The sequence below is a fragment of the Pseudonocardia humida genome, assembly GCF_023898865.1.
Lineage (GTDB): Bacteria > Actinomycetota > Actinomycetes > Mycobacteriales > Pseudonocardiaceae > Pseudonocardia > Pseudonocardia humida.
On record NZ_JAGSOV010000070.1, the window covers coordinates 34462 to 61102 of the forward strand.

30 protein-coding genes and 2 pseudogenes are annotated in these 26641 nt (G+C 72.4%); 19 read left to right on the forward strand and 13 right to left on the reverse strand.

Annotation, left to right across the window (positions count from 1 at the left end; all coding sequences use genetic code 11):
- Positions 1 to 34 precede the first annotated feature (34 nt).
- Together KDL28_RS32345 and KDL28_RS32350 are read left to right on the forward strand one after the other, a co-directional pair.
- Positions 35 to 403, forward strand: coding sequence for a YciI family protein (locus KDL28_RS32345; RefSeq protein ID WP_252444671.1), 369 nt, complete (start codon positions 35 to 37; stop codon positions 401 to 403).
- Positions 404 to 465: 62 nt separating this feature from the next.
- The gene (locus KDL28_RS32350; RefSeq protein WP_252444675.1) at positions 466 to 1614 is read left to right on the forward strand and encodes an RNA polymerase sigma factor; all 1149 of its coding nucleotides are present in this window, start codon (positions 466 to 468) and stop codon (positions 1612 to 1614) included.
- Between the two features lie 147 nt (positions 1615 to 1761).
- Here the strand turns inward: KDL28_RS32350 and KDL28_RS32355 are convergent, their stop codons facing one another.
- From KDL28_RS32355 to KDL28_RS32370, 4 genes are all read right to left on the reverse strand, one after another.
- The gene (locus KDL28_RS32355; RefSeq protein ID WP_252444677.1) at positions 1762 to 2232 is read right to left on the reverse strand and encodes an SRPBCC family protein; all 471 of its coding nucleotides are present in this window, start codon (positions 2230 to 2232) and stop codon (positions 1762 to 1764) included.
- Entirely contained in the window at positions 2229 to 2582 is a 354-nt protein-coding gene (locus tag KDL28_RS32360) for an ArsR/SmtB family transcription factor (RefSeq protein WP_252444679.1), read from the reverse strand. Before KDL28_RS32360 ends, KDL28_RS32355 begins: the two co-directional genes overlap by 4 nt.
- Entirely contained in the window at positions 2579 to 3112 is a 534-nt protein-coding gene (locus KDL28_RS32365) for a TIGR03086 family metal-binding protein (protein WP_252444681.1), read from the reverse strand. Before KDL28_RS32365 ends, KDL28_RS32360 begins: the two co-directional genes overlap by 4 nt.
- A 336-nt stretch (positions 3113 to 3448) precedes the next feature.
- The gene (locus tag KDL28_RS32370; RefSeq protein ID WP_252444682.1) at positions 3449 to 3793 is read right to left on the reverse strand and encodes a hypothetical protein; all 345 of its coding nucleotides are present in this window, start codon (positions 3791 to 3793) and stop codon (positions 3449 to 3451) included.
- A gap of 131 nt (positions 3794 to 3924) precedes the next feature.
- Here KDL28_RS32370 and KDL28_RS32375 point away from each other — a divergent pair, with 131 nt between their 5' ends.
- Positions 3925 to 4725, forward strand: coding sequence for a helix-turn-helix domain-containing protein (locus tag KDL28_RS32375; protein ID WP_252444684.1), 801 nt, complete (start codon positions 3925 to 3927; stop codon positions 4723 to 4725).
- Positions 4726 to 5247: 522 nt separating this feature from the next.
- On the opposite strand, the gene KDL28_RS32380 is transcribed toward KDL28_RS32375, so the two are convergent.
- The 3 genes from KDL28_RS32380 to KDL28_RS32390 all read right to left on the reverse strand — a co-directional run bounded on the left by KDL28_RS32380 (position 5248) and on the right by KDL28_RS32390 (position 7490).
- On the reverse strand, positions 5248 to 5841 hold the full coding sequence (locus tag KDL28_RS32380) for an HD domain-containing protein (RefSeq protein ID WP_372497135.1): 594 nt from the start codon (positions 5839 to 5841) through the stop codon (positions 5248 to 5250).
- A complete protein-coding gene (locus tag KDL28_RS32385) occupies positions 5822 to 6295 on the reverse strand; it encodes a hypothetical protein (RefSeq protein ID WP_252444686.1) in 474 nt (157 codons plus the stop codon). The genes KDL28_RS32380 and KDL28_RS32385 overlap by 20 nt, the downstream gene beginning before the upstream one ends.
- 241 nt (positions 6296 to 6536) lie before the next feature.
- Positions 6537 to 7490, reverse strand: a complete 954-nt coding sequence (locus KDL28_RS32390; protein WP_252444688.1) for a LysR family transcriptional regulator — start codon at positions 7488 to 7490, stop codon at positions 6537 to 6539.
- 97 nt (positions 7491 to 7587) lie between these two features.
- On the opposite strand from KDL28_RS32390, the gene KDL28_RS32395 reads away from it, so the two are divergent.
- The 11 genes and pseudogenes from KDL28_RS32395 (at position 7588) to KDL28_RS32445 (ending at position 19219) form a co-directional block, all read left to right on the forward strand.
- Complete coding sequence (locus tag KDL28_RS32395) at positions 7588 to 8718, forward strand: LLM class flavin-dependent oxidoreductase (protein WP_252444690.1); 1131 nt, start codon at positions 7588 to 7590, stop codon at positions 8716 to 8718.
- Positions 8715 to 9581 carry a fumarylacetoacetate hydrolase family protein gene (locus KDL28_RS32400; protein ID WP_252444691.1) on the forward strand — a complete coding sequence of 289 codons (867 nt, stop codon included), beginning with the start codon at positions 8715 to 8717 and terminating at the stop codon, positions 9579 to 9581. Before KDL28_RS32395 ends, KDL28_RS32400 begins: the two co-directional genes overlap by 4 nt.
- Complete coding sequence (locus KDL28_RS32405) at positions 9578 to 10504, forward strand: ornithine cyclodeaminase family protein (RefSeq protein WP_252444693.1); 927 nt, start codon at positions 9578 to 9580, stop codon at positions 10502 to 10504. Before KDL28_RS32400 ends, KDL28_RS32405 begins: the two co-directional genes overlap by 4 nt.
- Positions 10501 to 11421 carry a 4-hydroxy-tetrahydrodipicolinate synthase gene (gene dapA / locus KDL28_RS32410; RefSeq protein WP_252444695.1) on the forward strand — a complete coding sequence of 307 codons (921 nt, stop codon included), beginning with the start codon at positions 10501 to 10503 and terminating at the stop codon, positions 11419 to 11421. Before KDL28_RS32405 ends, dapA begins: the two co-directional genes overlap by 4 nt.
- Before the next feature lie 25 nt (positions 11422 to 11446).
- A complete protein-coding gene (locus KDL28_RS32415) occupies positions 11447 to 12766 on the forward strand; it encodes an MFS transporter (RefSeq protein ID WP_252444696.1) in 1320 nt (439 codons plus the stop codon).
- The gene (locus KDL28_RS32420; protein ID WP_252444701.1) at positions 12747 to 13955 is read left to right on the forward strand and encodes a cytochrome P450; all 1209 of its coding nucleotides are present in this window, start codon (positions 12747 to 12749) and stop codon (positions 13953 to 13955) included. The genes KDL28_RS32415 and KDL28_RS32420 overlap by 20 nt, the downstream gene beginning before the upstream one ends.
- A gap of 26 nt (positions 13956 to 13981) precedes the next feature.
- On the forward strand, positions 13982 to 14461 hold the full coding sequence (locus tag KDL28_RS32425; protein ID WP_252444703.1) for a flavin reductase family protein: 480 nt from the start codon (positions 13982 to 13984) through the stop codon (positions 14459 to 14461).
- A gap of 28 nt (positions 14462 to 14489) precedes the next feature.
- Positions 14490 to 15653 carry a cupin domain-containing protein gene (locus KDL28_RS32430; RefSeq protein WP_252444705.1) on the forward strand — a complete coding sequence of 388 codons (1164 nt, stop codon included), beginning with the start codon at positions 14490 to 14492 and terminating at the stop codon, positions 15651 to 15653.
- Positions 15654 to 15933: 280 nt separating this feature from the next.
- Positions 15934 to 16242 (forward strand): annotated as a pseudogene (locus tag KDL28_RS32435) (transposase); the annotation flags it as partial.
- Positions 16243 to 16483: 241 nt separating this feature from the next.
- Positions 16484 to 18457, forward strand: coding sequence for an alpha/beta hydrolase (locus KDL28_RS32440; protein ID WP_252444707.1), 1974 nt, complete (start codon positions 16484 to 16486; stop codon positions 18455 to 18457).
- A gap of 402 nt (positions 18458 to 18859) precedes the next feature.
- Complete coding sequence (locus KDL28_RS32445; protein ID WP_252444709.1) at positions 18860 to 19219, forward strand: hypothetical protein; 360 nt, start codon at positions 18860 to 18862, stop codon at positions 19217 to 19219.
- Between the two features lie 186 nt (positions 19220 to 19405).
- Here the strand turns inward: KDL28_RS32445 and KDL28_RS32450 are convergent, their stop codons facing one another.
- The 3 genes from KDL28_RS32450 to KDL28_RS32460 form a co-directional block, all read right to left on the reverse strand.
- The gene (locus tag KDL28_RS32450; protein ID WP_252444711.1) at positions 19406 to 19900 is read right to left on the reverse strand and encodes a YrdB family protein; all 495 of its coding nucleotides are present in this window, start codon (positions 19898 to 19900) and stop codon (positions 19406 to 19408) included.
- Positions 19901 to 19944: 44 nt separating this feature from the next.
- Positions 19945 to 20409, reverse strand: a complete 465-nt coding sequence (locus tag KDL28_RS32455; RefSeq protein ID WP_252444713.1) for an SRPBCC domain-containing protein — start codon at positions 20407 to 20409, stop codon at positions 19945 to 19947.
- A 408-nt stretch (positions 20410 to 20817) separates the two neighbouring features.
- Positions 20818 to 21225 carry an ATP-dependent DNA ligase gene (locus KDL28_RS32460; RefSeq protein WP_372497137.1) on the reverse strand — a complete coding sequence of 136 codons (408 nt, stop codon included), beginning with the start codon at positions 21223 to 21225 and terminating at the stop codon, positions 20818 to 20820.
- Here KDL28_RS32460 and KDL28_RS32465 point away from each other — a divergent pair.
- A pseudogene (locus KDL28_RS32465) lies at positions 21160 to 21944 on the forward strand (IS256 family transposase); the annotation flags it as partial. The gene KDL28_RS32460 and the pseudogene KDL28_RS32465 overlap by 66 nt on opposite strands.
- 513 nt (positions 21945 to 22457) lie before the next feature.
- On the opposite strand, the gene KDL28_RS32470 reads toward KDL28_RS32465, so the two are convergent.
- A complete protein-coding gene (locus tag KDL28_RS32470) occupies positions 22458 to 23144 on the reverse strand; it encodes a ThuA domain-containing protein (protein ID WP_252444717.1) in 687 nt (228 codons plus the stop codon).
- Positions 23145 to 23283: 139 nt separating this feature from the next.
- On the opposite strand from KDL28_RS32470, the gene KDL28_RS32475 reads away from it, so the two are divergent.
- The gene (locus tag KDL28_RS32475) at positions 23284 to 23841 is read left to right on the forward strand and encodes a hypothetical protein (protein WP_252444719.1); all 558 of its coding nucleotides are present in this window, start codon (positions 23284 to 23286) and stop codon (positions 23839 to 23841) included.
- A gap of 61 nt (positions 23842 to 23902) precedes the next feature.
- The gene (locus tag KDL28_RS32480) at positions 23903 to 24148 is read left to right on the forward strand and encodes a hypothetical protein (RefSeq protein WP_252444721.1); all 246 of its coding nucleotides are present in this window, start codon (positions 23903 to 23905) and stop codon (positions 24146 to 24148) included.
- Positions 24149 to 24219: 71 nt separating this feature from the next.
- On the opposite strand, the gene KDL28_RS32485 is transcribed toward KDL28_RS32480, so the two are convergent.
- Positions 24220 to 24921, reverse strand: a complete 702-nt coding sequence (locus KDL28_RS32485; RefSeq protein ID WP_256503172.1) for an arsenate reductase/protein-tyrosine-phosphatase family protein — start codon at positions 24919 to 24921, stop codon at positions 24220 to 24222.
- A 260-nt stretch (positions 24922 to 25181) separates the two neighbouring features.
- Between KDL28_RS32485 and KDL28_RS32490 the strand changes: the two genes are divergently transcribed.
- Both KDL28_RS32490 and KDL28_RS32495 read left to right on the forward strand, forming a co-directional pair.
- Entirely contained in the window at positions 25182 to 25838 is a 657-nt protein-coding gene (locus KDL28_RS32490) for an arsenate reductase ArsC (RefSeq protein WP_252444726.1), read from the forward strand.
- A gap of 24 nt (positions 25839 to 25862) precedes the next feature.
- Positions 25863 to 26006: a low molecular weight phosphatase family protein gene (locus KDL28_RS32495; RefSeq protein WP_252444728.1), complete on the forward strand. Its 144-nt coding sequence runs from the start codon at positions 25863 to 25865 to the stop codon at positions 26004 to 26006.
- 239 nt (positions 26007 to 26245) lie between these two features.
- Here KDL28_RS32495 and KDL28_RS32500 read toward each other — a convergent pair whose 3' ends face one another.
- Positions 26246 to 26602, reverse strand: a complete 357-nt coding sequence (locus tag KDL28_RS32500; RefSeq protein WP_252444730.1) for a cupin domain-containing protein — start codon at positions 26600 to 26602, stop codon at positions 26246 to 26248.
- Between the last annotated feature and the right edge of the window lie 39 nt (positions 26603 to 26641).

Consider the following 26641-nt stretch of genomic DNA (forward strand, 5'->3'; position numbering starts at 1 on the left):
GGGCGGGAGGCGCCCGCCCGGGAGGAGCATCGCCATGGCGCACTACCTGCTGTCCGTGCACACCGGCCCCGGCAGCGCCGGTGAACCACCGACCGCCGAGCAGATGCAGGACACGATGCACCGGATGAGCCGGCTGGAAGACGAGCTGAAGTCCAGTGGGGCGTGGCTGTTCAGCGGTCGCCTCGCCGAGGCCGACACCGCCACCGTCGTGCGCGGCGCCGGCCCCGACGGCACCGACGTGCTCACCACCGACGGGCCGTATCTGGAGTCGAAGGAACACATCGGCGGCTTCTACGTGATCGCGGCCGATGATCTCGACGCCGCGCTCGGCTGGGCGGCGAAGGTCACAGCGATCATCGGCGCCCCGATCGAGGTCCGCCCGTTCGCCGGACTGAGCACCTGACCTCCCCGGAGGCGGTCGGCCGGATCTTCCGCGCCGAGCACGGCCGCTCGGTCGCCACCCTCGTGCGCGTCCTCGGCGACATCGACCTCGCCGAGGACGCCGTGCAAGAGGCCTTCGCCACCGCCTTGCGACGCTGGCCTGTCGAAGGGCTACCGGCCAACCCGGGCGGCTGGATCACCACTACCGCCCGCAACCGGGCCATCGACCGGCTGCGCCGCGACGCCCGCGGCCAGGAGCTGCTGCGCGAGATGGGCGCGCTCAACCCGAACCCGCCCGACGAACCGGAGGTGCACCCGGTGACAGACGACCGGCTCCGGCTCGTCTTCACCTGCTGCCACCCCGCACTGTCCACCGAGGCGCGGGTGGCACTGACGCTGCGCCTGCTCGGCGGCCTGAGCACCGCCGAGGTCGCCCGCGCGTTCCTGGTCCCGGAGCCGACCATGGCCCAGCGATTGGTGCGGGCCAAGCGCAAGATCAAGGCTGCCCGGATCCCCTACCGGATACCGGCCGATCACGAGCTCGCCGGCCGACTGCGCCCCGTGCTGGCCGTGATCTACCTGGTCTACAACGCCGGCGCCGATCGCGGACCGCGCGACGACATCGGCACGCAGCTGCGCCACGAGGCGATCCGGCTCGCCCGGCTGCTCGCCGCACTGATGGCCGACGAACCCGAGGTCGCCGGGCTGCTGGCGCTGCTGCTGCTCACCGAGGCCCGCCGCCCCGCCCGCTACACCCCCGACGGCTCGCTGGTCCTGCTGCGCGAGCAGGACCGCCGCCGCTGGGACCGCTCCCTGATCGAGGAGGGCCACGCGATCGTGCGGGCCTGCCTGCGCCGCGACCGCCCCGGCCCGTTCCAGGTCCAGGCCGCGATCGGTGCGGTGCACACCGACGCGGGCTCGGTGCAGACCACCGACTGGGGCCAGATCGTCGCGCTCTACGACCACCTCCATGCGCTCACCCCGACCCCGGTCGTCGCGCTGAACCGGGCGATCGCCGTGGCCGAGGTCGCCGGGCCCGCCGCCGCACTGGCCGTTGTCGACACGCTCGGTCTGGACGGCTACCACCCCTTCCACGCCACCCGCGGCGACCTGCTCAGCCGCCTGGGCCGCCACGACCAGGCCGGGCAGGCCTACCAGCGGGCGGCCGCACTCGCCTCGAACCCTGCCGAACGCGGCTACCTCACCCGCCGCGCCCGCGAGCTCGGCGGGTGAGGCACGGCCCCGGCGCCGGTCGCGGGGCGAGCCCGCGCCGGCTGCCGTCAGCACCGCGCCGAACCCGTGGGGGTGGCACCGCGCCGGTCCAGCGAGGTGAACGAACGTCCACCCGCCCCGCAGTGGCGATGTCATTGTCGCGGGAGGTCACGGCGCACCCAGCTCGGCCGGGGTCGGCACCCGGATCGTGACGAACGGGTCCGGACCCGGCGCAGATCCGACCGCGAGGCGGTGCAGCCGGTCGAGGTAGTGCGACCAGCCACCGCGGTGCGCGTCGGCCGCCCGGTCGCCGAGCCCACGATGCACCAGTCGCAGCACGGTGCCGCCGTCATCGGTGGGGGTGAGGTCGATCTCGACCGTGGTCGAACCCGGCGGGATCTCCACTTCCGCCCGCTCCCAGCCGTAGCTGAACACCACGCGCCGCCCCGGCACCAGCTCGATGTACTTCCCCGAGCACGTGTCACCGTTGGCGTGGGTCCACCGCACCGCACCGCCCGGACGCGGGTCCAGGCTGGCCTCCTCAGCCATCCACCGCACGAACTGCCGCGGATCGGTCAGCAGCTCGTACACCAGGTGCGCGGGCGCGGCGATCGTCAGCTCCTGGACGACCAGTTTCACGACACGCCCTCGGTGTCGCTGTCCTCCCCTGTCGCCTCCCGCCCGCCGGCGGACTCGGCCGCAGCGCGCAGACGCTGCAGCGGAGCCGCCCAGAACTCGTCGAGGAACGCCGCGATGTCGCGCACCCGGGCCAGGTCGGCCCGGTAGAGCCGGCGGTTCGCGTCGACCCGGACCGACACCAGTCCCGCGTCCCGCAGCTGCTTGAGGTGCTGGCTGGCGGCCGGACGGGACAGCCCGACGGCCTCGGCCAGCTCCGAGGCCGGTCGCTCGGCGTCCCACACCAGCCGCAGCATGGCCCGCCGGCTCGGATGCGCGATCGCGCGCAGCGCCTCGTCCGACGGCCCGGTCACGGTCGGCGACCCATGGCGCCCAACAACCGGTCCTGCGCCGACGCGCCGGCCGGGACGGCGACCTCGGGTCCGACGATCCCGGCGGCGCGGCCGCGCTCGGGCATGTCCGGCAGGAACATCGCCACGCAGGCCTCGACCAGCTCGCCATCCGACCCCGGATCCTGACCGGTGGCCGTGGCCAGATCCCAGGTGTGCACCAGGTTGTCCATGAACGTCCCGGCTGTGGCCTGCTCGATCGTCCACTCGAACCCCAGCGGCGACATGCACGTCCGTTCCAGCGCTCCCGGCCGGTCGAGCTCGTCGAGCACCCGCACGACACCGGCTCGGTAGTCCTCGACCCCGGCCCCCGACCGGGGATCTGGCTCGCCACCGAGGAGCGCGCCAAGCAGGTAGTCCGTCGAGCCGACCATGTGGTCCACCAGCTGCTGCACCGACCACTCCGTACACGGCGTCGGAGCGTGAAGCTGGTCCACGGCCATTGCGGCCATGACCGCGGCCGCCCGCTCGGCCGCGCGCGTGAACAGCTGCACCGGTCCCACCGCCACCTCATAATTTAGCATACACGCAATTAAGGCACCGGCGAATCTGGACGTCAAGTGGGCTCGGCGACTCGCCGCCACCGGCTTCCCCCACGTGACCCGACCAGGAGACCGGTTCGCCAGCGGCGCGGGTGTTCCGCCGACCGACCGATGGCGTGCCGTCCCCGGCAACGTGATCACCGCCCGCGCTCTGGTCGAACTGATCGACGCCATCCGGCGTGACGTGCCGGAACACGGGGACGAGCCGGTCGGCGGCCGGTAATGATCACTTTGTCGATCACGAGCCGCTCCGTCGACCGCGGACCGTGGGGCATACGCTCGAAGACGCTACGCAGGTAGGGCGCGGGGCGACCTCGAGCCCGCGCCGCGCGACGCGACGAGAAACCCGACAGCAAGCAACGGGTCGGCGACACCGGCGACCCACGCGAGGCCGCCGACATCCCCGGTGGCCAACCCCAGCAGCGCCACGACGCCCTGCACGGCGAACCACGTGGCCACGGCCAGCAGAGCGACGCGCTCCGGGCTCGACGTACGGGCGATGCCAATGATCGCAACGCACAGCGCGGCCGTGGCCGACACCGCGTACCGGCGCACCAGGAAGGCCGCCGCGGCCGGGCCGTCGACATCCAGCAGCGAGCCCAGCATGCTCGTCGGAAGCACCGCCAGCGCCACAGCGACTCCACCGGTGAGTACCGCTGCTACGACCAGGACGCGTCGTGAGTTCACGACAACCAGCGTGGGACTCCAGGTGAATGCTGTCGATTCCCTCCCAGGGAATCGTGGTCGCCCATACGCTCGACGTCATGAAGGATGCCGACGTCGGCGCCGGACCGTTCGGCATGCAGTTGCGCCGGTGGCGCAGCGCGCGCGGACTGACGCAGCTCGCGCTGGCCCAGCGCGCCTCGACCACCACGCGGCACGTGTCGTTCCTGGAGACCGGGCGCAGCCGCCCCCGCGCCCAGTTGGTGCAGCGTCTCGCCCAGGCCCTCGGCCTGCAGCCCCGGGAGCACAATGCGCTGCTCGAGGCCGCCGGGCTGCCCGCCCGGTTCCCGCAGCGGCCGCTCGACGACGACCAGCTGATGCGCTACAGCTCCGCGATCGACTCACTCCTTCGACGCCACGAGCCCTTGCCGGCCGCGGTCGTCAACCGGTACGGCGCCGTCCTCCGCGCCAACGCGGCGTTCGAACGAGTGACCCCCGGTCTCGTCGGGCTGACACCCGAGGAACTGGTGGACCGCAACTTCGGGCCGGGGCCGTGGCGGGATGCGATCGAGAACTGGCCGGAGGTGGCCACCTCCTGGCTCACACGACAGCGACACGAGGCCGACCGGACACGCGATCCCCGGCTGCACGCACTCGTCGAGCAGGCAGCAGAACTGATCGGCCCGTTGCCGCCTGGGACCGTCACCGACGACGGCCCGATGACGTGCGCCCGGGTACGGATCGGCGACGACGTGTTCGAGCTCTTCGCGCTGGTCGCCCGGTTCGACTCCGCTCACGACGTCACGCTCAGCGAGCTGCGGGTCGAGCTGATGTACCCCGGAAACGAGGCGGCTGCTCGCTGGCTCGGCGTCGACGGCGAACGACTGAGCGACGCCGGCTGATCGAGCCGATCGAACTCGGCCGGCCTCCGTCACGAAGCCGCAGGTCGCCACAGTGGACTGCTGTTCGGACGAGGTGTTGGGCGGTAATGCGCGTGGCCTGACCGCAGCCGCCAACCCGGCTCGGACAGGGCCGAGAACCACGTTGACGACGAGCAGCGCGAGTGCGATCGCCGGGAACAGCGCAACGCGCGTGCGTTCGGGGGCGTTTCAAGCCGGACCGCAGCGATGGCAAGACCTACAGCTCTAGCCCATCAACCAGACCACATGACAACCACAGTGACCACCCGGTGACCACGCGAGCGCTCTAGTTGCGGACACGTCGACGGCGCCGCCCGGCGGTAGGGCCGACCAGCAACCCTGCGATTAGCCTTCCGGACTTCTGTTTATTACCGACAAGTTGTGGAGACTATCGTCCACCTGCAGCGATGGCGCAGCACGTTCCCGAACACCTACCGCCCTGGGTGACTGATGCCGGCTGTTTCAGGTGGGATAGGTGTGGCTTCGATCATGACGCGCCTCGGGTCAGCGGCTGCGCCACCCGAGCGGGGAGACCCGCAGTGCGGCCTCGGCGATGCGCTCGGCCGTGCGCGTCCGGATCGCCGCCCGCGACGAGGTGATCCATCCCTGGACACCGGTGTTGCCGGCCGCCTGGTACTCGACGGCCTGGATGAGGCACTCCAGCTTGTCCGCATCTCGCGCGCACCGGGCTTCGAGGGTCGTCTGCGCCTCGTACTCGGACACGGTCTCCCGCACCGTCTTCGCGGCGGCTTCCGGAAGACCGGCCACCTGATCGGCGGTGATCGCTTCGGGGTCGATCCGGGCCGCCATGTAGGGGCGGGCGGTGTGCGGGATGTCGCCGCTGCGGGTCTCTTGGGAGTCGTGCCAGATCGCCATCAGCGCCGCCCGCGCCGCATCGGCACCCTCCTCCGCGGCGATCAACGATGCGAGCTGGGCAACACGCATGCTGTGGTCGGCGATGGACTCTGCGTCCCGGACTCCCGCGTGCGCCCAGCCGGTGCGGCGCAGTCGCTTGAGCACCCCGAGTTCGAACGCCAGGCCCGCGAGCCCGTCGGCGCCCGCGTCAGTCCGGCCCGGTTCAGGTTCCTGCGCGTCCACGATCTCGATCCTGCCTCACCCTCGGGCGAGCCGGACCGCGTAGGCGACCCCGGTGTTGCTGCTTCGTGGCCGGATCGAGGCCGGGCGCGTCCAGCACCCGCTCAACCTGGTGGCCGACCTGTGTTCGCAGGTGTGGCTGCTCCTCCAGGACGCGAGGCCGGGACAGGATCAGGGCCCACAAGGTGTGCGCGTTCAAGGCCAGGTGCGGCGAGCCCTCGCGGACCCGCGGCACGAGATGCTCCAGCAGGAGCGCGCCCGACCACGGACGCGTCGAGGCCTCGGTCATGAACCGGTCGTCGACCTGGGTGTCGGCGATCTCCCCGACCCGGTACGCCCAGTAGTCCACGTTCGCGATGTTCTGGTCGTCGTCACGGAGGCCACGGGCGACGAACGCGGCGAGAGGCTCCGGATCGCCATCCTGCGCCAGCGCGACCGCCGAGGACCGCACCGCCACCCACGACGGCACGCTGTCGGGCCGAGATCACCGCCCGGGTCGCCCAGCAGCCGTCCAACCACTCCCCGCTCTACCCCCCGGTCACCGAACCCACACTCACGACCGGGGTACGGGCACTCACCGCCGCCGCCCACGAGTGGTTGCCGGCCTGGGCCCAGATTGTTGAATCAACCCTCTCCACTCCGCGGGGGCAGCGCGACGGAGTGACCGCCCACGGGCCGCAGCCAGATGGTCAGGGCGTTCAGCCATCGGACGGGGCGACGGGTGGGACTGGTGCCGCGGCGCCGATGGCCCTGGCCACCGATATCTCACGGAGAGTGGCGACGGCGGCCTCCTGCAAGGGCGAGAAGTACTTGGCCGCGCGATGGAACAGGCCGATGCCCTCGACGAGCCGTGCGTCGCGGATCTCCACGGCGCGCAGTCGGTCCGCGGCGACGTCGTCGGCCACCACGTACCGCGGAGCGAGGCACACCCAGTCGTTCGCCGCGACGGCCCGCTTCATGGCCTCGGCGTGGCCGAGCCTGATCACGTACGGCACGCGGTCGACGCCGTGGCGGCGGAGCTGGTGGGTGAGCATGTGGTCGAAGGCCACTCCGGCCGGCACTCCCACGACGGGCAGTTCGGCGATCTCGGCCAAGTCGATCGCGTCGGCGTGCGGCGGCCCGTCCGGGGCGCAGGCGAGGACGAGCGACTCCTCCCACAGCTTCTCCGCGTGCAGCGCCCCGTGGTCGATCTCGTCCGACCACGTCGCCACCGCGAAGTCGACCTCGCCGATCTCGACGCTGCGCAGCGCGGCGGCCGGTTCGCTGATGCGCACAGTGATGTCGGCGCCCGCCCGCTCCTTGCGCAGCTCGGTGAGCAGGGGCGGGACGAGGTAGGTGCCGATCGCCATGCTCGTGGCGACGATCAGCGAACCGGCCGTGCCCGAGCTCAGGTGCTCGATGTCGCGCTGCACCTGGGCGCCACCGGCGAGGACCTCGGTGGCCCACGCGTACAGGCGCCGACCGGCCTCGGTCAGGGCCAGGCGGCGGCCGTCGCGGACGAACAGGGGCGCGGCGACGGCCTTCTCCAGGCTGCGCAGTTGCGCGGACACCCAGGGCTGGGCGACGTGGAGCCGCTCGGCCGCCCGCGTGACCCCGCCCTCGTCGACCACTGTGCAGAACAGATCGAGGCGGCGCAGCGGGAGCTGAAGCATACGAGGAACCTCATCGATCCATCCCACTACTCGTCATGGTGTTATGCGAGCCGCATTCCTACCGTCAGTGGCACCACCACGGACGAGGAGGTTCGCGATGAATCCGCTCTTCGGCGACAACCCGCTCAAGCTGGGCCTGTTCTGCACCAACGGGTCCGGCGCGTCCCAGACGCTGGCCCCGGAGGCCCACGACATGGCGTGGGACCTGTCGCTGCGGACGGCGCGGGCCGCCGACCGGGCCGGCTTCGAGGCGGTCGTCCCGTTCGCCCGGTGGAAGGGCTACCCCGAGAACCGCCCCGAGCACCGCTCGGGACGGGTGATGGAGCCGTTCACCTGGGCGGCCGGGATCGCCGCCGCCACGCGGGACATCGCGGTGTTCGCCACCTCGCACGCCCCGACGATGCACCCCATCGTCGCGGCCAAGCAGGCCGCGACGATCGACCACATCTCCGGTGGTCGATTCGCGCTGAACGTCGTGGGCGGGTGGAACAAGCCGGAGTTGGAGATGTTCGGCGCTCCCCTGCGCGAGCACGACGAACGCTACGACCACCTCGCCGAATGGCTCCAGGTCGTGCGCCGGCTGTGGGCCGAGACGGACGAATTCGACTTCCACGGATCCTTCTTCGACGTCATCGGCGGTGTCTCGCAGCCCAAGCCGGTCCAGCCCACCATCCCGATCATGAACGCGGGCGGCTCGCCGCGCGGCATGCGGTTCGCCGCCGAGCACGCCGACCTCTGCTTCGTGATCGTGCACTCCGAGGACGAGGCCGCGATCCGCGAGCAGATCGGCGCCTACAAGGAGATGGCCCTGGCCGAGTTCGGCCGGGAAGTGCGGGTCTGGACCCACACCGTCGTCGTGCAGCGGGACACCGACGCCGAGGCCGAGGCCTTCTACCGGCGCTTCTCGGTCGACCAGGAGGACACCGAGAGCGTCGACGCCTGGATGCGCCTGCAGGGGGCGAACACGCAGCTGATGCCGCCGCAGGTGCTCGCCGCGATGCGGCAGCGCTTCGCCGCCGGGGCGGGCGGCTTCCCGCTCGTCGGCACGGCCGAGACGATCGCGCAGCGGCTCGGCGTGCTCAGCGCGGCCGGGATCGCCGGAGCCCTGCTGACCTGGGTGGACTACGACGCCGGGATCGCGGACTTCACCGGCGGCGTGCTCCCGCTGCTGGAGGGCGTCGGCCTGCGCGAACCCGTCCGCGCCCTGCAGCCGGTGGTGACCGCATGAGGCTGGCCCGCTTCCGGCTCGCGTCGGGTCAGCGCGGTTTCGGCATCGTGGACGGAGCCGCGGTCGTCCGCGTCGACCACCGCATCGCCTCGTTCGACGCGGTGCTCTCCGAACCACCGGTCCCCCACGCCGACGACCCCCGCGTCGCCGTGGACGAGCTGGCCTGGGAACCCCCGGTCGGCGATCACCCGAAGATCGTGTGCGTCGGGTTCAACTACGCCGCCCACGCCACGGAGGCGGGGCGCCCCGACGCCGCCCCGGCCCACCCGACGCTGTTCGTCCGATTCGCCGACTCGTTCGTGGGCGCCGGGAGCCCGGTCGTGCGCCCCGCCGACGACGACTCGCTGGACTGGGAGGGCGAGGCGGCCCTGGTCATCGGTCGGCCGGGACGGCGAATCGCCCCGGAGGGGGCGTGGGAGCACGTCGCCGGGGTCACCTGCGTCGCGGAGAACAGCGTGCGCACCAGGCAGCAGCACTCGACCCAGGCCACGGCCGGGAAGAACGTCCACCGCAGCGGCGCCATCGGTCCATGGCTGACCACCCGCGACGAGGTCGGCACCGGCCCGCTGCGCGTCACGACCCGACTCAACGGCGAGACGGTGCAGGACGACACCACCGACCGGCTCACCTTCTCCTTCGGCCACCTGATCGCCTACATCAGCGCGTTCACGCCGTTGCGCGCCGGCGACCTGATCGCGACCGGCACCCCGCAGGGCATCGGCTTCCGCATGGATCCGCCGCGGTTCCTGCGGCCCGGTGACGAGGTGGAGGTCGAGGTGTCCGGGGTCGGGGTGCTGCGCCACGGCGTCGTCGACGAGACCGCGGCCTTCCAGCCGCGGGAGATGCTGGAGGCGCTGCGATGAGGTCCTGGACCGAGGACGACGTCCGTGCCGGACCGACGCTGCCGCAGGTCATCGACTCCCTGGAGCAGGTGCTCACCCACGAGGCCCGCGGGACGGCGTGGAACCTCGACAAGGCCATGACCACCTGGCCGGTCGGGGACGCCCGCGGGAGCGCGCAGGCGTTGGGCGCCGTAGACCGCGACGCCGACCTCGTGGTCTTCAAGACCTGGGTGAACACGCCGACCGGGGCCACGGCGCTGATGTCGTTGTTCTCGGCGACCGACGGGATCGCGATCGGCGTGGCCGAGGCGGGCGCCGCCGGCTCGCTGCGGACGGCGGCAGGGGCCGGGCTCGCGACCCGCTGGATGTCCGCCGACGACGCCGACGAGCTCGCCGTGCTGGGCGCCGGCCGGCAAGCGCTGCGCCAGGTCGAGGCGGTCGCGGCGGTCCGGCCGCTGCGCCGCGTCCGGTTGTGGAACCGCACGGCCGAGAAGGCCCACTCGCTCGCCGAGCAGGTCCGCAGCGAGATCCAGGTCGACGTCGTCGTCGCGAACTCCGTCGAGGACGCCACCCGGGACGCACCCGTGGTCACTCTCATCACGCGGGCCCAGGAGCCGTTCCTGCGCCTGGAGCACCTCGCCCCCGGCGCCCACCTCAACGCCGTCGGCGCGATCCTGCCCTCGCACGCGGAGTTCGACCCGGCCCTGATCGCGCACTCCGCGCTCACCGTCGTGGACAGCGCGGAGAGCGCCCGCCGCGCCTCGCGCGAGTTGCACGAGCACTTCGATGACAGCGGCGGCTGGGACAGCGTCGCCACGCTCGCCGAGGTCGTCACCGGGAAGGTGGCGCGACCCGCCGACCCGCGCTGCACCGTGTTCAAGGGGATGGGCATGGGCCTGTCGGACCTGGCGGTCGCGCGCCTTCTCGTGGGAGGCACCCCGTGAAGTACCGCAGCGACCCGTCCCGCATCCGCGGCTCCATCGCCCCGGTCATCACCCCGTTCACCGACGACGGCGGGCTCGACCTCGCCTCGCTGCGGGGGCTGGTCCGCTGGCAGCTCGACTCGGGATCGCACGGCATCTCGATCGGTGGCTCGACCGGTGAACCGTCCGCGCAGACGGTGGCCGAGCGCATCGCGGCGATCCGCGCGGTCGCCGAGGAGGTCGACGACGCCGTCCCGTTCCTGCCCGGCACCGGGTCGACCAAGCTGGACGAGACGCTGGAGATCACCGCCGCGGCGCGGGACGCCGGCGCCGACGCGGCCCTGGTGATCACCCCGTACTACGCCCGGCCGACGCAGGAGGCGCTGTACCGGTGGTACCGCACGGTCGCCGCGGAGTTCCCCGACCTGCCGATAGTGATCTACAACGTGCCGTCGCGGACGGCGGTCGACCTAGCCCCGGAGACCGTGGCCCGGTTGTTCGGCGACTGCGAGAACGTGGTCGGCATCAAGGAGACCACCAAGGACTTCGAACACTTCTCGCGGGTCCTGCACCTGTGCGGGCGCGACCTGATGGTCTGGTCGGGCATCGAACTGCTCGGCCTCCCGCTGCTGGCCCTGGGCGGCGCCGGGTTCATCTCCGCGGTGAGCAACCTGGCGCCGAGGGCCGTCGCCCGCATGTACGAGGCCTGGGAGGCGGCTGACCACGAGGCAGCCCGCGAGCTGCACTACGCCCTGCACCCGCTGGTCGACCTGCTGTTCGTCGAGACCAACCCCGCACCCGCGAAGTGGGTGCTGCACCAGCGGTCCCGACTGGCCTCGGCGCACGTGCGCGCCCCGCTGATCCCGCTCACCGACGACGGCGCGCCCCGCGTGCGCGCTCTGCTCGAGCAGTCCGCGCCGGTCCTCGAACGGTCCTGACCCCCCGCCACGAAGAGAGACGACGATGTCTTCACCCTCGCCGCAGCGCGCTCGCACCGTCGCCATCGCCGGCCTGATCGGCACCACCATCGAGTGGTACGACTTCTTCATCTACGGCACGGCCGCCGCGCTGGTGTTCGCCCCGCAGTTCTTCCCCGGTGCGTCCCCGGTCGCCGGCAGCCTCGCCGCCCTGTCCACCTTTGCCATCGGGTTCGTCGCCCGACCGGTCGGCGGCGCCCTCATGGGCCACTTCGGCGACCGCGTCGGCCGGCGCCGCATGCTGGTGGCATCGCTGTTGGTCATGGGGATCGGAACGCTGCTCATCGGATTGCTGCCGACCTACGCCGCCATCGGCGTGGCGGCTCCCGTCCTGCTCGTCGTGCTGCGGTTCGCCCAGGGCGTCGGGGTCGGCGGGGAGTGGGGCGGCGCCACACTGCTGGCGCTCGAGCACGCGCCGCCGGGACGGCGCACCCTCTACAGCGCCTTCCCCCAGATGGGGTTGCCGCTGGGCATCGTGCTGGCGAGCCTGGTGTTCCTCGTCGTCCGCCTGTCGGTCGACGACGCGGCCTTCGCCGCTTGGGGCTGGCGGATCCCGTTCCTGCTCAGCGCACTGCTCGTGGCGTTCGGGCTGGTGCTGCGGCTGCGGCTGGACGAGAGCCCGCAGTTCGTCCGCGTCCGCCGCGAGGACCGGGTGCGGCGCTCCCCCCTCACGGACGTGCTGCGCGGCCCGCGCACACTGCTGCCCGCCGCGGGCATCAACATCGCCGCCTCGGGACTCGCGAACGTCCTGCTGGTGTTCACGCTGACCTACGTGGCCGCCCGGGGGCTCGCCGACCCGTCGACGATGCTCGCGGTCACCGTCGTCACCGCGCTGGTCTGGGCCGGCGTCATCCCCCTGGCCGCGGTGTGGGCCGAACGGCGCGGCCGCCGACCGGTGATCCTCACCGGGGTCGCCCTGCTGACCGCGTGGGCGTTCCCGTACTTCTGGCTGATCGACACCGGCGGCCTCGCCGCGATCGTGGTCGCCTGCGTGGTGACCGGCATCGGCGTCGCCATCGCCAGCGGTCCGTACGGGGCCCACGTCGCCGAGGCCTTCCCGACCGCCGTGCGCTACAGCGGTTCCTCGATCGCCTACGCGATCGGCGGCGTCCTCGGCGGTGCCCTCGCCCCGCTCGTCGCCACCGCCCTGTTCGCCACGACCGGGAACGGCACCGCGATCTCGGCCTACGTAGTCGCCCTCGGGCTGGTGAGCCTCGCCGCCACCCTGGCCCTGCGCAGCCCGCACCCCGCCACCGCAGCTGAGCAGCAGGAGGAGGTCTCCGGCGATGTCCTCAGTGCGCCCTGACCGTCCGACCGTCGAGTTCGACCCCTACGACCCGGAGCTGAGCGAGCCCGGGATCTGGGGCCTCTACGCCGCAGCCCGGGCCGCGGGCCCGGTGGTGCGGTCCGAGCGCCGCGGCGGGTTCTGGGTGCTCACCGGCTTCGACGACGTCCGCAGCGCCCTGCGCGACCCGGCCACGTTCTCCTCGGCGTCCGGGCACCGCATCCCGACCGACGGCACCCAGCGGGCGATCCCCATCGACTTCGACCCGCCCCTGCACACCGCCTACCGGCGGTTGATGACCCCGGCGCTGAGCCCGGCGCGGGTGCGGGCGATGAAGCCGTTCCTGGAACGCACCATCGCCGACCTCGTCGCGCGGTTCGCCGCCGGCGGCGGTGGCGATGTCGTCCGCGAGATCGCGCTCCCGCTGCCGCTGCTCGTCCTCACCGAGCTCGTCGGGTTCGACCCGGACACCGTGGCGCAGTTCCGGGAGGTCACCGAGCAGATGTGGGGCTCGCTCGCCGGCGGCGACGAGGAGGTCGACTTCGCCGGCGCCCGCACCCGCATCTACGAGCTGATGCAGCGGGAGCTGGCCGACCACCGCGCGCACGGCCGGGCCGGGTTCGTGAGAGACCTCCTCGGCGCCGAGATCGACGGGCGCCCGCTCGACGAGGACGAGATGACCAGCATCCTGGCCACCTTCGCCGTCGCCGGGCACGAGACCACGATGAACTCCGCGAGCACGCTCGTGCACCTGCTCGTCGAGCAACCGCACCTGCAGGACCGGTTGCGCGCCGACCCCGGCCTCGCCCCCCGCGTCGTCGAGGAGATGCTGCGCCGCTGTAGCCCCGCCCAGAACTTCGCCCGCCGGGCGACCTGCCCGGTCACCGTCGCCGGCCAGGACATCGCGGAGGGAGATGCGGTCCTGCTGTCCTTCGCCGCGGCCAACCGCGACCCGGACCGCTTCCCCGACCCGGACCGCTTCGACGTCGATCGGGACACCCGGGGGCACCTGGCCTTCGGCTGGGGCCTCCACCTGTGCCCCGGGGCCGCGCTGGCCCGCTCCGAGCTGTCGATCCTGCTCACCGCGCTGACCGCGCACCCGCCGATGCGGGCTGCTGGTGAGGCCACCTGGAGCAGCATGCGGGGCGGCAACCACCTCGGCCCGACCAGGCTACCGATCCGGTTCTCCCCCGAAGGCCGACGACGATGACCCGCCGCCCGGACAGTGGCACGACTGTGGACGCCCTCGGCGCGGACGACCTCCGCACCGTCTTCGGCAGCTACCCCACCGGTGTGGTCGCGGTGTGCGCGATGGTCGCGGGCGAGCGCGTCGGCATGGCGATGAGCACGTTCGTCCCGGTCTCGCTCGACCCGCCGCTCGCCTGCGTCTGCGTGCAGCGCACGTCTCGAACCTGGCCCCTGCTGCGCACCGCGGACCGCCTCGGGATCAGCGTGCTGGCCCACCACCACGAGCACGCGGCCCGAGCCCTCGCCGCCAGGACTGGCGACCGGTTCGCCGGGATCGACCTCGAGACCGGTCACGGCGCGGTGCACCTCGCGGGCAGCACCGCGCGGCTCGTCTGCACCGTCGAGGACGAGGTCGACGCCGGCGACCACCTCCTGGTCGTGCTGCGCGTGCACACCGCTTCAACCACCACCGGCACCGATCCGCTCGTATTCCACCGCAGCGCGTTCGTCGGCCTCACGGCCGGCTGAACCCCTACCGCTCGCCAGAGAGGACCCCATGACCGCCATCGACCCCCGAGTCCCCACCGTCGTCCTCGACTCCGGAGCCCGTGCCGTCGACACGTCGGGAGAAGCAGCCGCCCGCCCCACCCCGTGGGCGCCGCTGCGGATCCTGGCCGCCGAGATCGAGGCGACCATCGAGCGGATCTCCACCGGCCCGGCACCCGACAACGGCCGCCGATCCGCCCTGCTGGTGCACCCCGAGTCGACCACCGGACGCAGCTTCGCCCCCGGCGTCGAGGTCGCCGTGGAGGTCCTGCTCCCCGGGGAGTCGACGACACCGCTGCGGCGCAACTCGAGCATCGTGCAGATCTGCCTCGCCGGGACGGGCACCGTGCACGTCGCCGGCGCCTCCATCGACATGGCGCGCAACGACGTCGCCACCGTCCCGTCGATGAAGCCGCACCGGTTCCGCAACGACGGGGACGGGCCGTGGATCCGGCTGGCGTACTCGAACGCGCCGCTGCTGGCGCACCTCGGCACCCTCTACGCCGAGGAGGTCCCCGCCGACTGGGTGCCCGGCACCGTCGTCGACGGCCCCATCGACATGGACGAGCCCGCGGAGGTCGCCGACCGCGGCAGCGCCCCGGACCACGAGGTCTCCCCCACCGGCGCGCGCCTGCGCGGCTACGAGTTCCTCGTCGACATCGAGCCCGTCCCGGACCGGCTGCGGCACTGGCCCTACCGGACCGTCTCCGGTCTCATGTCGCAGTCCACCGGCGACGGCGAACGCACGATCATGGCGCTCTACAACCCGGCCACCGAACGCCGGCAGGGCGCGACCGGCAGCTTCTTCGTCACACTGTCCCGCATCCCGCACGGGCACCGCCCACGGCCCGAGGGAGCCGGCCACCGCCACAGCTCGGTGGCCATCAACTACCACGTCGAGGGCACCGGGTACTCCGTCGTCGACGGCCGGCGCATCGACTTCGCCCCGGGCGATCTCCTGCTGTCCGCACCGTCGTGGCGCGAGCACGCGCACTACCCCAGCGAAACCGGCCTGACCGTGTTCACCGTCCAGGACCACCCCCAGCACATCGCGACGGAATCGCTCATCTGGCAGGAGGACATGAACGGCCCGATCCTCGCGCTGGGTCTCGAACGCGGTCAAACCGGCTACATCGCTCCTCGCAACTGGGACGACGACCTGCCCCGCATCTGAGTGCTCCCCGCCAGGCCGGCTCGTCAGTCGACAGGCTCTCGAGGGCCTGCCGACGAGCGGTTGCGTGCGCGGGCCGAGGCAGCTCCCGGCCTCGGCCTGAGGCGACCCCTTCACAGCCTCTCCAACCTGCTGAGGCGGTGCAGGTCTGGCGCGGCGTGGCACCACCGAGATGAGTGAAGTCCCTGGTAGACGGGCGATCGACGTCGCCGCACGCAAGGCATTCGTCATCGTCGACGGCACCCTGCTGCGCATCGACCGCGTCGGCATGGCCACCGGCCACTCCGAAGCCGCCCTCGCCGCCCTGGCCGGCGTCGCCCCGCTACCGGCCTCGTCGGGCAGCACCCGGCGCCACCGACTCAACCGCGGCGGGGACCGCCGTCTGAACCGGGCGCTCTACACCGTCGCCCTGACCCGGCTCGGCCGCGACCCACGCACCCGCGCCTACCTCGCCCGTCGCACCACCGAAGGCGGCACCGACGCGACGTCATCCGCATCCTCAAGCGCTGCATCAGCGCGAACTCCTCCGACTCCTCACCGCCACCCAGCCACGACCAAGCACCGCTTGACAGTCATTGAAGCAACTCACTGAGGACCTGCCGGGAGCAGTTCGACCGGCTGACCGAGCTGGCCGGCTTCGGTGCTGTCGCGGTCGAGGCGCTGCCCCGGTCGGCTGAGGAGTACGACGGCCTCGCACACGGGTAGGGCCCGCCCCACCCACCTTCCACCGGCTCGCACCAGTGAGCCGCCCGCCCGCCCGCACGACACTCGGCTCGGTCGTCGTCGGTGCGGGAGCGGGGGTCGTGGTGGGGACTCTCGACAGGTCCAGGGCGGTGGCCCTGGCGGCGATCGGGCTCGCGGCGGCGGGCCTCGTCGGGCTGGCGCTGCCGGACACCCGGATCACCGTGCCCGCGGGCGCCCGTGCGGGTGAGCTCTCCCTGCGCCCCTGCACCTACGCGACGGAGGCGGGCGACCTCCCCGCCGACTGCGGTGAACTGGTCGTCGCGGAGAACCGGGACGACCTCGGCAGCCGGCTGATCGCGCTGCCGGTCGTGCGCGTCCGCGCGACCGGCGTCGACCCGGCGGAGCCCGTCTTTCGGCTCGCCGGCGGACCCGGTCAGACGAACATGGTGTTCCCGATGGCGAGCCGGCTGGTCGAGCGGCACGACGTGGTGCTCGTCGGTTACCGCGGGGTCGACGGCTCCAGCGTTCTGGACTGCCCTGAGGTGGAGTCGGCGGTGCGGGGGTCGGCCGACCTGGTCGGTGAGGGGGCTGCGCACCGCACGGCCGAGGCGTTCGCGGCGTGCTCGCGCCGGCTGGCCGGTGAGGGCGTCGACCTGCGCGGCTACACGCTGACCCAGCGCGTCGAGGACCTGGAGGACGCCCGTCGTGCCCTGGGCCACCCCCGGATCGACCTGCTCAGCCAGAGCGCGGGCACCCGCACGGCGATGGTCTACTCGTGGCGGCGGCCGCAGGCGCTGCACCGCTCGGCGATGATCGGGGTGAACCCGCCCGGCCACTTCCTGTGGGACCCGGCGGTCACCGACGCCCAGATCGTCCGCTACGCCGAGCTCTGCCGGCTGGACGCCGGCTGCGCCGCGCGCACCGACGACCTCGCCGCCACTCTCCGCGCCACCGCGGCCGACGTCCCCGGCCGCTGGGGAACGCTGCCGGTCAAGGCGGGGGCCGTGCGCGCGGCGACGTTGTGGGGCCTGTTCGAGACCACGTCGTCGGCCGCCCCGCTGAACGCCCCCGCGACCCTCGATGCCTGGCTGACCGCCGCCGAGGGCGACCCGAGTGGCCTGTGGGCCATCTCGATCATGGCCGAGCTGGTCTTCCCCGGTTCGTTCGTGTGGGGTGAGTCCGCCGCCACAGCCATGACCGACGCCGCCGCGGTGGACGCCTACTACGGAGCGGGTGGCGACCCGGGCACGATCCTCGGCAACGCCGGCGCCGACTTCCTGCTGGCGGGCGGCCTGTTGACCGGCTCATGGCCGGTGCCCGCCGACGCCGTCGACTACCGCGAGCCGCGGCCGAGCGCGGTGCGGACGCTGCTGGTCAGCGGCGAGCTAGACGTCTCGACGCCGCCGGCCCACGCCACCACGGAGCTGCTGCCGACCCTGCCGGACGGGGACCAGGTCGTGCTGGCCGGGTTCGGGCACGTCGGCGACTTCTGGCGGGAACAGCCCGAGGCCGGCCGCACGCTGCTGACCACCTTCTTCGACACCGGTGCGGTCGACGACTCCGGCTACCGCCCCCGCGAGGTGGGCTTCGACCCCGGGGCGCTGAGCCTGCCCACCGTCGCCCGGGTGCTGCTCGGGACCCTCCTCGGCGCGGCCGTGTCGGCCGCCGTGCTACTCGGGTGGATGGTCCGCCGCGTGCGGCGGGGCGGGTTCGGGCCCCGGGTGTCGGTGGCGATGCGGATCGCAGCCCCGGTGGTGCTGGGCCTCGGGGCGTGGTCGGCGGCGCTGCTGGTCACGGCGAGCCTGTCGCCCGCGACCTTCCTCGGCAGTCCGTCGATCGCCGTCCCGGTCATGGCTGTCGCGGCCGGTCTCGGCGTCCACCTGGCGGGTGCGCGTCGGGGGCGTCCGCGCTCGTCCGGCCCACCGGTGCTCGCCGCGGCCCTGGCCGGTTCGGGGCTCGGCGCCCTGGCCGCGGACGGCTTCCCCGCCGCCCTGAGCGCCCTGGCCGGCGCGGTGCTGGCCACCAACCTCGCCCTGATCGCCCTCGACGTGGTGCGGGACCACCGATCGGCGGTCGCCGCGGTGAGCCCGACCCGCCGCGACCCCGTCGGCCCCGGCGCCTGACCGGACGCACAGCGGGTCGGGTCGAGACCGTGCTCGCGCATCGTCGACCGGGCGTACGGGCCCAGCCCTTCCAGCACGGACGCCACGCCCACGCCCTCTCTCCTGCGCGCGCCGCATCCAGTGCGCCGCCCGCGGCGGATGGCGCCGCTCAGGTCGTGATCCCGTGGTCCTGCAACCAGGGCACCGGGTTGAGCTTCATGCCGTCGGCGTCCCAGACCTCGAAGTGCAGGTGCGGACCGGTCGAGTGGTCCTTGTCACCCATCTCGGCGATCTCCTCGCAAGCAGACCGTCATCCAGTACGCCCGGACTCCGGGATCGCCACCGGCTGCCGACAGCTGGTCCGCACCCTGACCTCACCCTGCCCGCCCTTCCCGAGGGGGCACCCGGCCTGACCCGGACGGGATGAAGCACATCAGCCGCTACGTCACCGCCGCGGCCGCGAGCGCTCTGGACCAGGCTGCTGGCGCCGTCATCGACGCGCTCGGCGAGGTCGTCCCCCGCCACGTCGCGCTCAGCGCCCTGCTCGAGGCCGCCGCGGGCCAGGTCGACTCGGTCATCGAGTCCCTCGTCCAGGTCCGCGCAGCCGGGCTGGCTGCGCGCCTCCAAGCGCTCCAGGAGCGATCACACCCGGGCAACGAATTCGCCGACGGGCCACCAGTCGCCGGCAGCGGGCCTGTACCCGTCTTCTCCAACACGTTTCCCATCGGGACTCGATCAGCTCTGCGCTCCGGGTCGTCGCGTCGTATCCCCTTCGGGAGGTAGTCGGGATGCCAAATCGCGCCCACAAACCCAACGCTCGGGTGCGCACGTCCCGGTCAAGGACGTGCTCACCCTCAAACGCCAGATCGGCTGGCCACGGTCGCTCGGCACCGGCGTTCCGCGTCGGCGGGCAGCTACTCCCTCGGCGGCGGGGCGGCCGACGACCGGGGGCGTCGACGCTCTACGAGATCAAACGCAGTGGCGGGTGGCGATTCGGGTGACCGACCACAGTCGGGCGGCGGGCGAGGGCTGGACGGAGGTCGCCCGGCCGGGTGGTCCCGATGACGTCACCACTGGGTCGTCGTCGGGTCGGGGCCGGCGGGTGCGCCACAGCCAGCGCAGCCGGGGGATCGACAGCGCGGTGTGCCCGGCCAACGCCGTGACCAGCGCTCCGGCAACGGCCGGAGCCCCGGCCGATGCCGTTCCGGCGATCGCCGAGCCGAACACCGCTGCCTCGACCAGCAGCCGGACACGGCCCGAGACCGGGACCGGTGCCCGACCCGACCGGCTGGGGTCGCCCGGGACAGCGAAGGTGCCCCACGCCCCCGCCGCAGCCACCGGCGCGGCCACCGCGGCCACCGCGGCCAGCCGGCCGCCGCCGGTCAGTCGGGCCGCCGACCAGGCCAGCCCGCCGAGCGCGGCGAGCTCCAGGCCGAACCGGAGCGCCAGGTCGGCACCTCCCATGCGCACCGGTCCGTCGCCGGCTACCCCGGGGTCCCCCGCAGCGGTCACGCGGGGCCCTGCGCATCGATCTGCGCGACCCGCGCCGCCAGCGCGTTGTTCATCGCCGCGAAGCCGGCCTGCGTGCCGGCCGCTGCGGACCGCAGGACGAGCGGCACCAGTACGCCACGGAAGTCCTCCCCGTGCACCAGCCGGGTTGCGCCGGCCGCCTCACCGCCCGCCGGTGCCAGGTCGAACCGGTGGGCCCCGTCGAACAGGCCGGAGATCCCCCACAGCCGACCCAGCCAGGCGAACCGGCGGCCCGGCTCGGCGGCGGTGACCGTCGGGGAGAATTCCATCGCCTTGCCGCCCTCGGGGCGGATCCGCACTCGCAGCGTCTCCCCCACCGCCACCGTGCCGGAGGCCTCCAGCACGAACGGGTTCCACTCGGCGTACCGATCCAGGTCGGTGAGCACCTGCCACACCACCATCGGCGGCGCCGGGATCGTGATCGTGGATTCGAGGATGCGCACGTCAGCTCCTGTCTGAGACGATCAGACAGACCGTAGCTGACCTTGCCATGGAGCGGATCGTCCCTGCGGCACTGCGACGACGTCCACCCATTGGCCGGATCGCACACCGGCGCCGACCGCGACTACCTCACCGGCCTCACCGCGCAGTACAGCCACCGAGATCACCGCGACCGGACCGCCGGTGCACTTCGCCCATCCACAATCGTCTGTTCAATCACCGACCTCGCCTGCACCGCGCTTCTGATCCAGCTCCGCGATCGGCGTCCCGGCACGTACAGCGAGTCCACCCGCTTGGCCGGCGCCCCTCCAAGCCCTGCTGCCGCACCGCTGCCACGATCTGTGCTCCCGCGATGTCGGTGAACGCAGGCGGAACCGTCACCGCGGGATGCTCGTCCGGCCCCAACCCGGTCAACTGCTCGCGCCGCATCCGGTGGGCAGATCCAACAGGGATGGCCCGTCGTGCTCAAGGAGGTCGAACACCACGTACCGCACCGGAGCCGCCGCCACCACGCGCCCTGCTGGCGCCTGCAGGTGCATGCGATCCTGGAGCAACTCGAAGTCCGGACGGCTCCGCTCGTCCAGCGCAACGAGTTCCCCGTCAACCACCAGCCCGGCACCGGCGCGGTCTGCAAGCGGGATGCCGGCGATCTCCGGGTAGGTGGCGCTGACGTGGCGGTCGTTGCGGCTGAACAGCACCAGCCCGCTCCCGCCGCGGTAGCCGATCGCACGGACCCCGTCGAACTTGATCTCGGGGTGGGCGAGCTGGTCATCTCGCTGTCGGCGAAGGGCCTGACCACCGGCGAGGTTCAGGCCCACCTGGCCGAGGTCTACGGCGCCCGAGTGTCCCGGCAAACGATCTCCACGATCACCGACAAGGTCCTCGACGGGACGGCCGAGTGGCGGAACCGGCCCCTTGATCCGGTCTACCCGGTGGTGTCCATCGACGCGATCAACGTCAAGATCCGCGACGGGAAGGTCGTCGACCGGCCCATCTACGTCGCCCTCGCGGTGACGTGTGAGGGCCACCGCGACATCCTCGGGCTCTGGGCCGGCGACGGCGGTGAGGGCGCCGAGCACTGGCTGCACGCGCTCACCGAGCTCAAGAACCGCGGCGTGAACGACGTGCTCATGGTCGTCTGCGACGGCCTGACCGGGCTGCCCGATGCGGTCGAGGCCGCGGCGATGGATCGGTTCATCGAGTTCGCCGAGGCCTGGAGCCAGCGCTACCCGGCCATCGTGAAGCTCTGGGAGAACGCCTGGGCGGAGTTCGTGCCGTTCCTGCCTTCGACCCCGAGATCCGCGAGGTCGTCTGCTCGACCAACGCCATCGAGTCGGTCAACGCCCGCATCCGCCGGGCGGTCAAGGCCCGCGGGCACTTCCCCAACGAGCACGCCGCGCTGAAGTGCGTCTACATGGCGATCATGAGCGTCGACCCCACCGGCCACGGCCGCCGGCGCTGGACGATGCCCTGGAGACCCGCGCTCAACGCCTTCGACCTTGCCTTCGACGGCCGCCTCACCGCCGGCCGCGAGTAGCCCGTTCACCTGCAGTTGCACCGTTCAGTTGACAGTCCTCTGCGGGGCCTCAACGAGCAGCGGCAGGTCGAGCTCACCGGGATCGACGGGAAGATCACGAACGGGCAGCCCACCCCGCCGCGACCAGGTCGAGGTTGAACGTCGCGCGTTCGGCCCGGGTGAGGGTCTCGCGCTCGCGGCGCTGTAGTTGGGAGCGATGTAGGCCAGCAGGCGACCGTCGGTGCCGAACGGGCTGTCGGCGACCCGGACGAACAGGTTGCGTCGTGAGCCGCTAGGGCGGGCCAAGCGGGTGTCGATGTTTGGGTGGCGAAGGCCGAGGCGGCTTTGCCCTGCTCGAAGCAGTGTGCCGGCCTTGCCCGTGGCCAAACTTCAGCACCACGGCCCGCCCCAGTCGACGCACCGCGTTCTTCCTGCTCTTGGCCACATGCATCCCGAGCGCGAGCGCCGCCGCCTCGACCTTCGCCTGGTGGTGCTCGCTCGGACGCACCCCGTCCGGGCCGAGCTCGTCCGCGGTCAGGCGCCGAGCAGCCACCGCAGCTCGCGAGCGAGCAAGCGCCTGCGTTGCCCGTCCGCGTACGAGCGCAGGTCGTGGCCGAGCGCGTCGTACACCACGCGCCCGCGTTCCTCCCGCGCCACCACGAGCGGGTGGGTGCCGCCGGCCTCCGCGTGCTCGGCGAGCACGGCCGCCGAGCCCGGGCGGGCGACCAGGAGGTCGGTGTAGCGCTCGTCCAGCACCGTGAAGTCCCGCAGCTCCCGCGTCACGGGATGCGTGGTGCCTGCCTCCGTGATCCGCACGCGCGCCGGGCCGAGCGCCGGGTGCCAGGAGGTGCCGGGCACCCAGGCGATGCCGAGCCGCGCGTCGAGTGCGGGGTAGTCGGACAAGGACGCGGCTGCGGTGTGCAACCCGAGCAGCGCCCCGCCCCGATCCACGAACGCCTCGCTCGCTTCCCTCGCGGCCGCCAGCGTCGCCGCATCGGGCAGCGGCGCGTCCTCGGGCACGTTGCGCCGTGAGTCCCCGGCGTTGACCACGAGCAGGTCCACATCACCCAAACCCGACAGCGCGGCGTCCACGTCGTCGGCGATCCGCACCTTCGCCCCGACCTCCTCGGCCACCTCCGCGACCGCGGCGCTCGTGGCCGCGAAGGGGTGCCACGGATCGGCGTACCGACCGGTGCCGGAAACGACGAGTACACGTCCCATACCGTCATTCCACCGCGCCACTCGGCGCGACGGACGAGCGAGCACGATCGGATGTGATCGATCCTGCGCGTGTCACCGGAGAACGCGCTGGCCCGAGGGTTCGCACCTCAGACCGAGGCGGCTGGCTACACTTCCGGCCGTGATCGCCGACCAGGTTCCGCCCGCCACTCACGGCGGACCGCGGCTGCCCACATGGATCGTGGCGTGGCTGACGGTCTCGGCGGTCGTCCAGGCCTACGACGCCTGCTACGTGCTCCTCGGACCGCTTTCCCACGCCGGGGGACCGCTCGTCGCACTGTGGCCCGCGCACGTGTTCTATGGAACGTTCGACCACCGATACGCGCAGTTCGACGCGTTCGGCAGCGCGCAGAGCTGGGGCAACCTGGTCGAGGTCGTTCTCATCCTGTGGGCGCTGCTCCACGCGCGACGCTGGTCGGGGCTCGTCGTGGCGCTGCTGGTCAGCGTGGCCACCTTCTGGAAGACCGTGGTCTACTTCCTCGTCGAGGCGGCCAGCGGTCTGGAGATGACGCGGCATTCGCTGGACCGGGGCGATCTGACCGGGTTCCTGCTCGTGGCGGTGCTCCCCAATCTGCTGTGGATCGTCTTCCCCTTGGCGGTGATCATCGTTCTCGGGCGCCGCGTGATCGGTGTCGGACGGGCGCTCGAGACGACGAACATCGCGGCGCACGTGCCGTGAACGGTGGGAGGAACTCCGTGAACCGGGACGAGCCGACTCGAGGGACGGCAGACAGCCCGCGGTGGCCGGACTGACCTACGACCCGGACATGGGCGGCGGGTGCACCGTCATCGAGACCGACCGCGACGGCGCCCAGCTCAACGAGTACGTCGGCATCGCCGGCACCTCCACCGACTGCGGGGCGGCATCACGCCTGGAACACCTGGCTGACCTGCGAGGAGGACAGCACCCGGGCCGGCGAGGACAGCCCGCACGTCGACGACCTGTCCCGCGGCACCGGATCGGCACCACCTACCGGTCGGGGTGACCAGCACGTCGTGGCCGTACGTCGTCGCGTCCACCAGTCGCCATCGGCTGGGCTGAGCTGGGCGCCGAGTGTCAGTGCGCAGGTTCACCTCCGGTGTCGGTGCGCAGCGCCGGGGCCACGCGGGAGATGCGGTCGGCGAGGGTGTCCACGACTCGGTCAAAGGCGGCGTCCTCGCCGGTGCGCACCGGGTCGGATACCGACCAGTGCAGGTGCTGGGCGTCGGGAACGGCTGCCAGTTCTTCGTGCGCTGCGTCGCAGACCGTGATGACCACATCGGCCGGGTCGAGGACGTCGTCGACGTGCCGCGGTGCGTGTGGCGCCAGTGCCAGGCCTCGACGACGTGCAACGGCGATTGCGCCGGGGTGGACCTCTGGCGCGGGGTGAGTGCCTGCCGAGGTCGCCGGGACCGGGCTGGTGCTGTTCCAGAGCGCGGCCGCGAGCTGCGAACGCGCGGAGTTCTGCGTGCACACGAACACCACCCGCATCGCATCGCGCACGGCCACCGGCCGCAGCGCGTCCAGCGCGCCCGGCACGAGCGCGAGGTAGGTGCGCCTCCGGTCGGCCTCCGAGCGGTGCCGCGACACGACACCGACCCGCTCCAGCACCCGCACGTGGTGGGCCATCAGGTTCGAGGGCATGTCCAGCAGCCGCTGCAGCTCGGTGGGTGAGGCCTCACCGAGCAGCAGCGCGTCCACGATCGCCAGCCGACCCTCGTCGCCCAACGCGGCGTGCAGCGCGGCGCGCGCGGCTGTGGGCAGAGGCTCCCTCTTCATTGACTCAATCTCTACTGAGCGAGTGGAGCTGGTCAAGTCGTATGTGATCAGATCCCTGCTTCTCCAGGTGAGCCGGCACCGCCAGGCGCACGTCCGTCCGCAGCGCGAGGTCTCGGTGGCCGCGCTGCGCGGCGTCCTTCGGGCTCGCGGGACTTGACGCCCCAGCTCTCCTCATCCAAAGTTGACTCAACACTGACTGAGCTATCTCCTGCACCGCGCGCATGCCTGCCCGCCCTCTACCCGTTGACCCGGAGGTTCTGATGACCAGCACCTGGCACCGCGAGACCCTGTCCATCGACCAGCAACTGGCGTTGAAGACCGCAGCCCGGCACCTGGCACGGGAGTTCGACGGAACCTTCGGCACCGAGACGATCGAGCGGTTCCTCCACACCTCCTACGACGACTTCGCCAGCCGCGCCGTCGTGCTCAACTTCCTGCCGCTGCTGGCCGAGAAGTTCGCCCGCCAGCGCCTGCGCGCCCTGGCCAAGGTCGAGGGCAAGAGCCACGACGGCCGCCCGACGGTCCTGTTCCTGTGCACCCACAACGCCGGGCGCTCGCAGATGGCCCTCGGGTTCTTCCAGCACCTGGCCGGCGAGCGCGCGGTCGCCTGGTCCGGCGGCTCCGAGCCGGCCAGCACCATCAACACCGCAGCGGTCGACGCGATGCGCGAGCGCGGCATCGACATCAGCGCCGAGTTCCCCAAGCCGTGGACCGACGAGATCGTCCGCGCCGCCGACGTCGTCATCACCATGGGCTGCGGTGACGCCTGCCCCGTCTTCCCCGGGCGCCGCTACGAGGAATGGGTCCTCGACGACCCGGCCGGCATGGGCCTGGACGATGTCCGACCCATCCGCGACGACATCGAACGCCGCGTCCGCCAGCTGCTCGCCACGCTCGACGTCCCGGTCGGGAGTTGACCGTGCACCTGGTCGTGGTCGGTGATGGAGACACCGGCACCGACGGCGGCGAAGCCCGATGACGGGAATCTCCTGCGCGTCGCCGCGCCCCACGTCGAGGTCCACTCGGCGGGCACCAACCCGGGCGCCACCTTGAACTCGCTGTCGGTGCAGGTGCTCGCTCGCTGAGGCCGGCGTCGACATCAGCACCGAAGTGCCCGAACTCGCGGTGATCAACGCCACCGTCTGCCCCGTCCGGCCTCTGGGGGAACAGGGGTTCGATCCGTGCCCGGGCCTTGTCGGTCAGCTCGCCTCTGCCCACCACCCAAGGCATGATCCTCGACGTCAGGTCAGCCACTGGCCCGGTTGTGACGACGAGCGGCGTGGCTCTTGGCGGGTCGACGCGGGCAGGACGCGCACAGCGCGGTTCAGGACCTGGTGAGGTGGGCGATCACCGCGTCGAACTCCGTCGTGGGCGAGAAGTCGACGTAGGCGCAGTCGGTGAGGGCGAACGGCGCGTGCCCGGGCGCCCAGTAGAAGGCCTCTCCCGCCTCGTAGGTGCGGTCGCCGCCGGGCACCCGCATCAGCAGGCGGCCCTCCAGCATGTAGCCCCAGTGCGGGCAGGGGCAGGAGTCGCCCTCGAGGCCGACGAGGGCGGGCCCGAGGTCGGTGCCCTCGGCGAGGCGGATGAACGAGACGGTCATCTCCCCGACCTGGCTCAGGCGGACCTCGACGTTGTCGTCCTTGATCACGACCGGGACGGTTCCGGGGGTGAGGGTCTGCACGGCTGCTCCTTCGGGGCGTACGGGACGGGTACGCACCGG

What these genes read in the sequence shown, in the direction of transcription:
- KDL28_RS32345 (WP_252444671.1), top strand. Translation starts at nt 35, where the DNA reads ATGGCGCACTACCTGCTGTCCGTGCACACCGGCCCCGGCAGCGCCGGT.
- KDL28_RS32375 (WP_252444684.1), top strand. Translation starts at nt 3,925, where the DNA reads ATGAAGGATGCCGACGTCGGCGCCGGACCGTTCGGCATGCAGTTGCGC.
- KDL28_RS32390 (WP_252444688.1), bottom strand. Translation starts at nt 7,490, where the DNA reads ATGCTTCAGCTCCCGCTGCGCCGCCTCGATCTGTTCTGCACAGTGGTC.
- KDL28_RS32395 (WP_252444690.1), top strand. Translation starts at nt 7,588, where the DNA reads ATGAATCCGCTCTTCGGCGACAACCCGCTCAAGCTGGGCCTGTTCTGC.
- KDL28_RS32400 (WP_252444691.1), top strand. Translation starts at nt 8,715, where the DNA reads ATGAGGCTGGCCCGCTTCCGGCTCGCGTCGGGTCAGCGCGGTTTCGGC.
- KDL28_RS32405 (WP_252444693.1), top strand. Translation starts at nt 9,578, where the DNA reads ATGAGGTCCTGGACCGAGGACGACGTCCGTGCCGGACCGACGCTGCCG.
- KDL28_RS32415 (WP_252444696.1), top strand. Translation starts at nt 11,447, where the DNA reads ATGTCTTCACCCTCGCCGCAGCGCGCTCGCACCGTCGCCATCGCCGGC.
- KDL28_RS32420 (WP_252444701.1), top strand. Translation starts at nt 12,747, where the DNA reads ATGTCCTCAGTGCGCCCTGACCGTCCGACCGTCGAGTTCGACCCCTAC.
- KDL28_RS32430 (WP_252444705.1), top strand. Translation starts at nt 14,490, where the DNA reads ATGACCGCCATCGACCCCCGAGTCCCCACCGTCGTCCTCGACTCCGGA.
- KDL28_RS32445 (WP_252444709.1), top strand. Translation starts at nt 18,860, where the DNA reads ATGAAGCACATCAGCCGCTACGTCACCGCCGCGGCCGCGAGCGCTCTG.
- KDL28_RS32450 (WP_252444711.1), bottom strand. Translation starts at nt 19,900, where the DNA reads ATGGGAGGTGCCGACCTGGCGCTCCGGTTCGGCCTGGAGCTCGCCGCG.
- KDL28_RS32470 (WP_252444717.1), bottom strand. Translation starts at nt 23,144, where the DNA reads ATGGGACGTGTACTCGTCGTTTCCGGCACCGGTCGGTACGCCGATCCG.
- KDL28_RS32485 (WP_256503172.1), bottom strand. Translation starts at nt 24,921, where the DNA reads ATGAAGAGGGAGCCTCTGCCCACAGCCGCGCGCGCCGCGCTGCACGCC.
- KDL28_RS32490 (WP_252444726.1), top strand. Translation starts at nt 25,182, where the DNA reads ATGACCAGCACCTGGCACCGCGAGACCCTGTCCATCGACCAGCAACTG.
- KDL28_RS32495 (WP_252444728.1), top strand. Translation starts at nt 25,863, where the DNA reads ATGGAGACACCGGCACCGACGGCGGCGAAGCCCGATGACGGGAATCTC.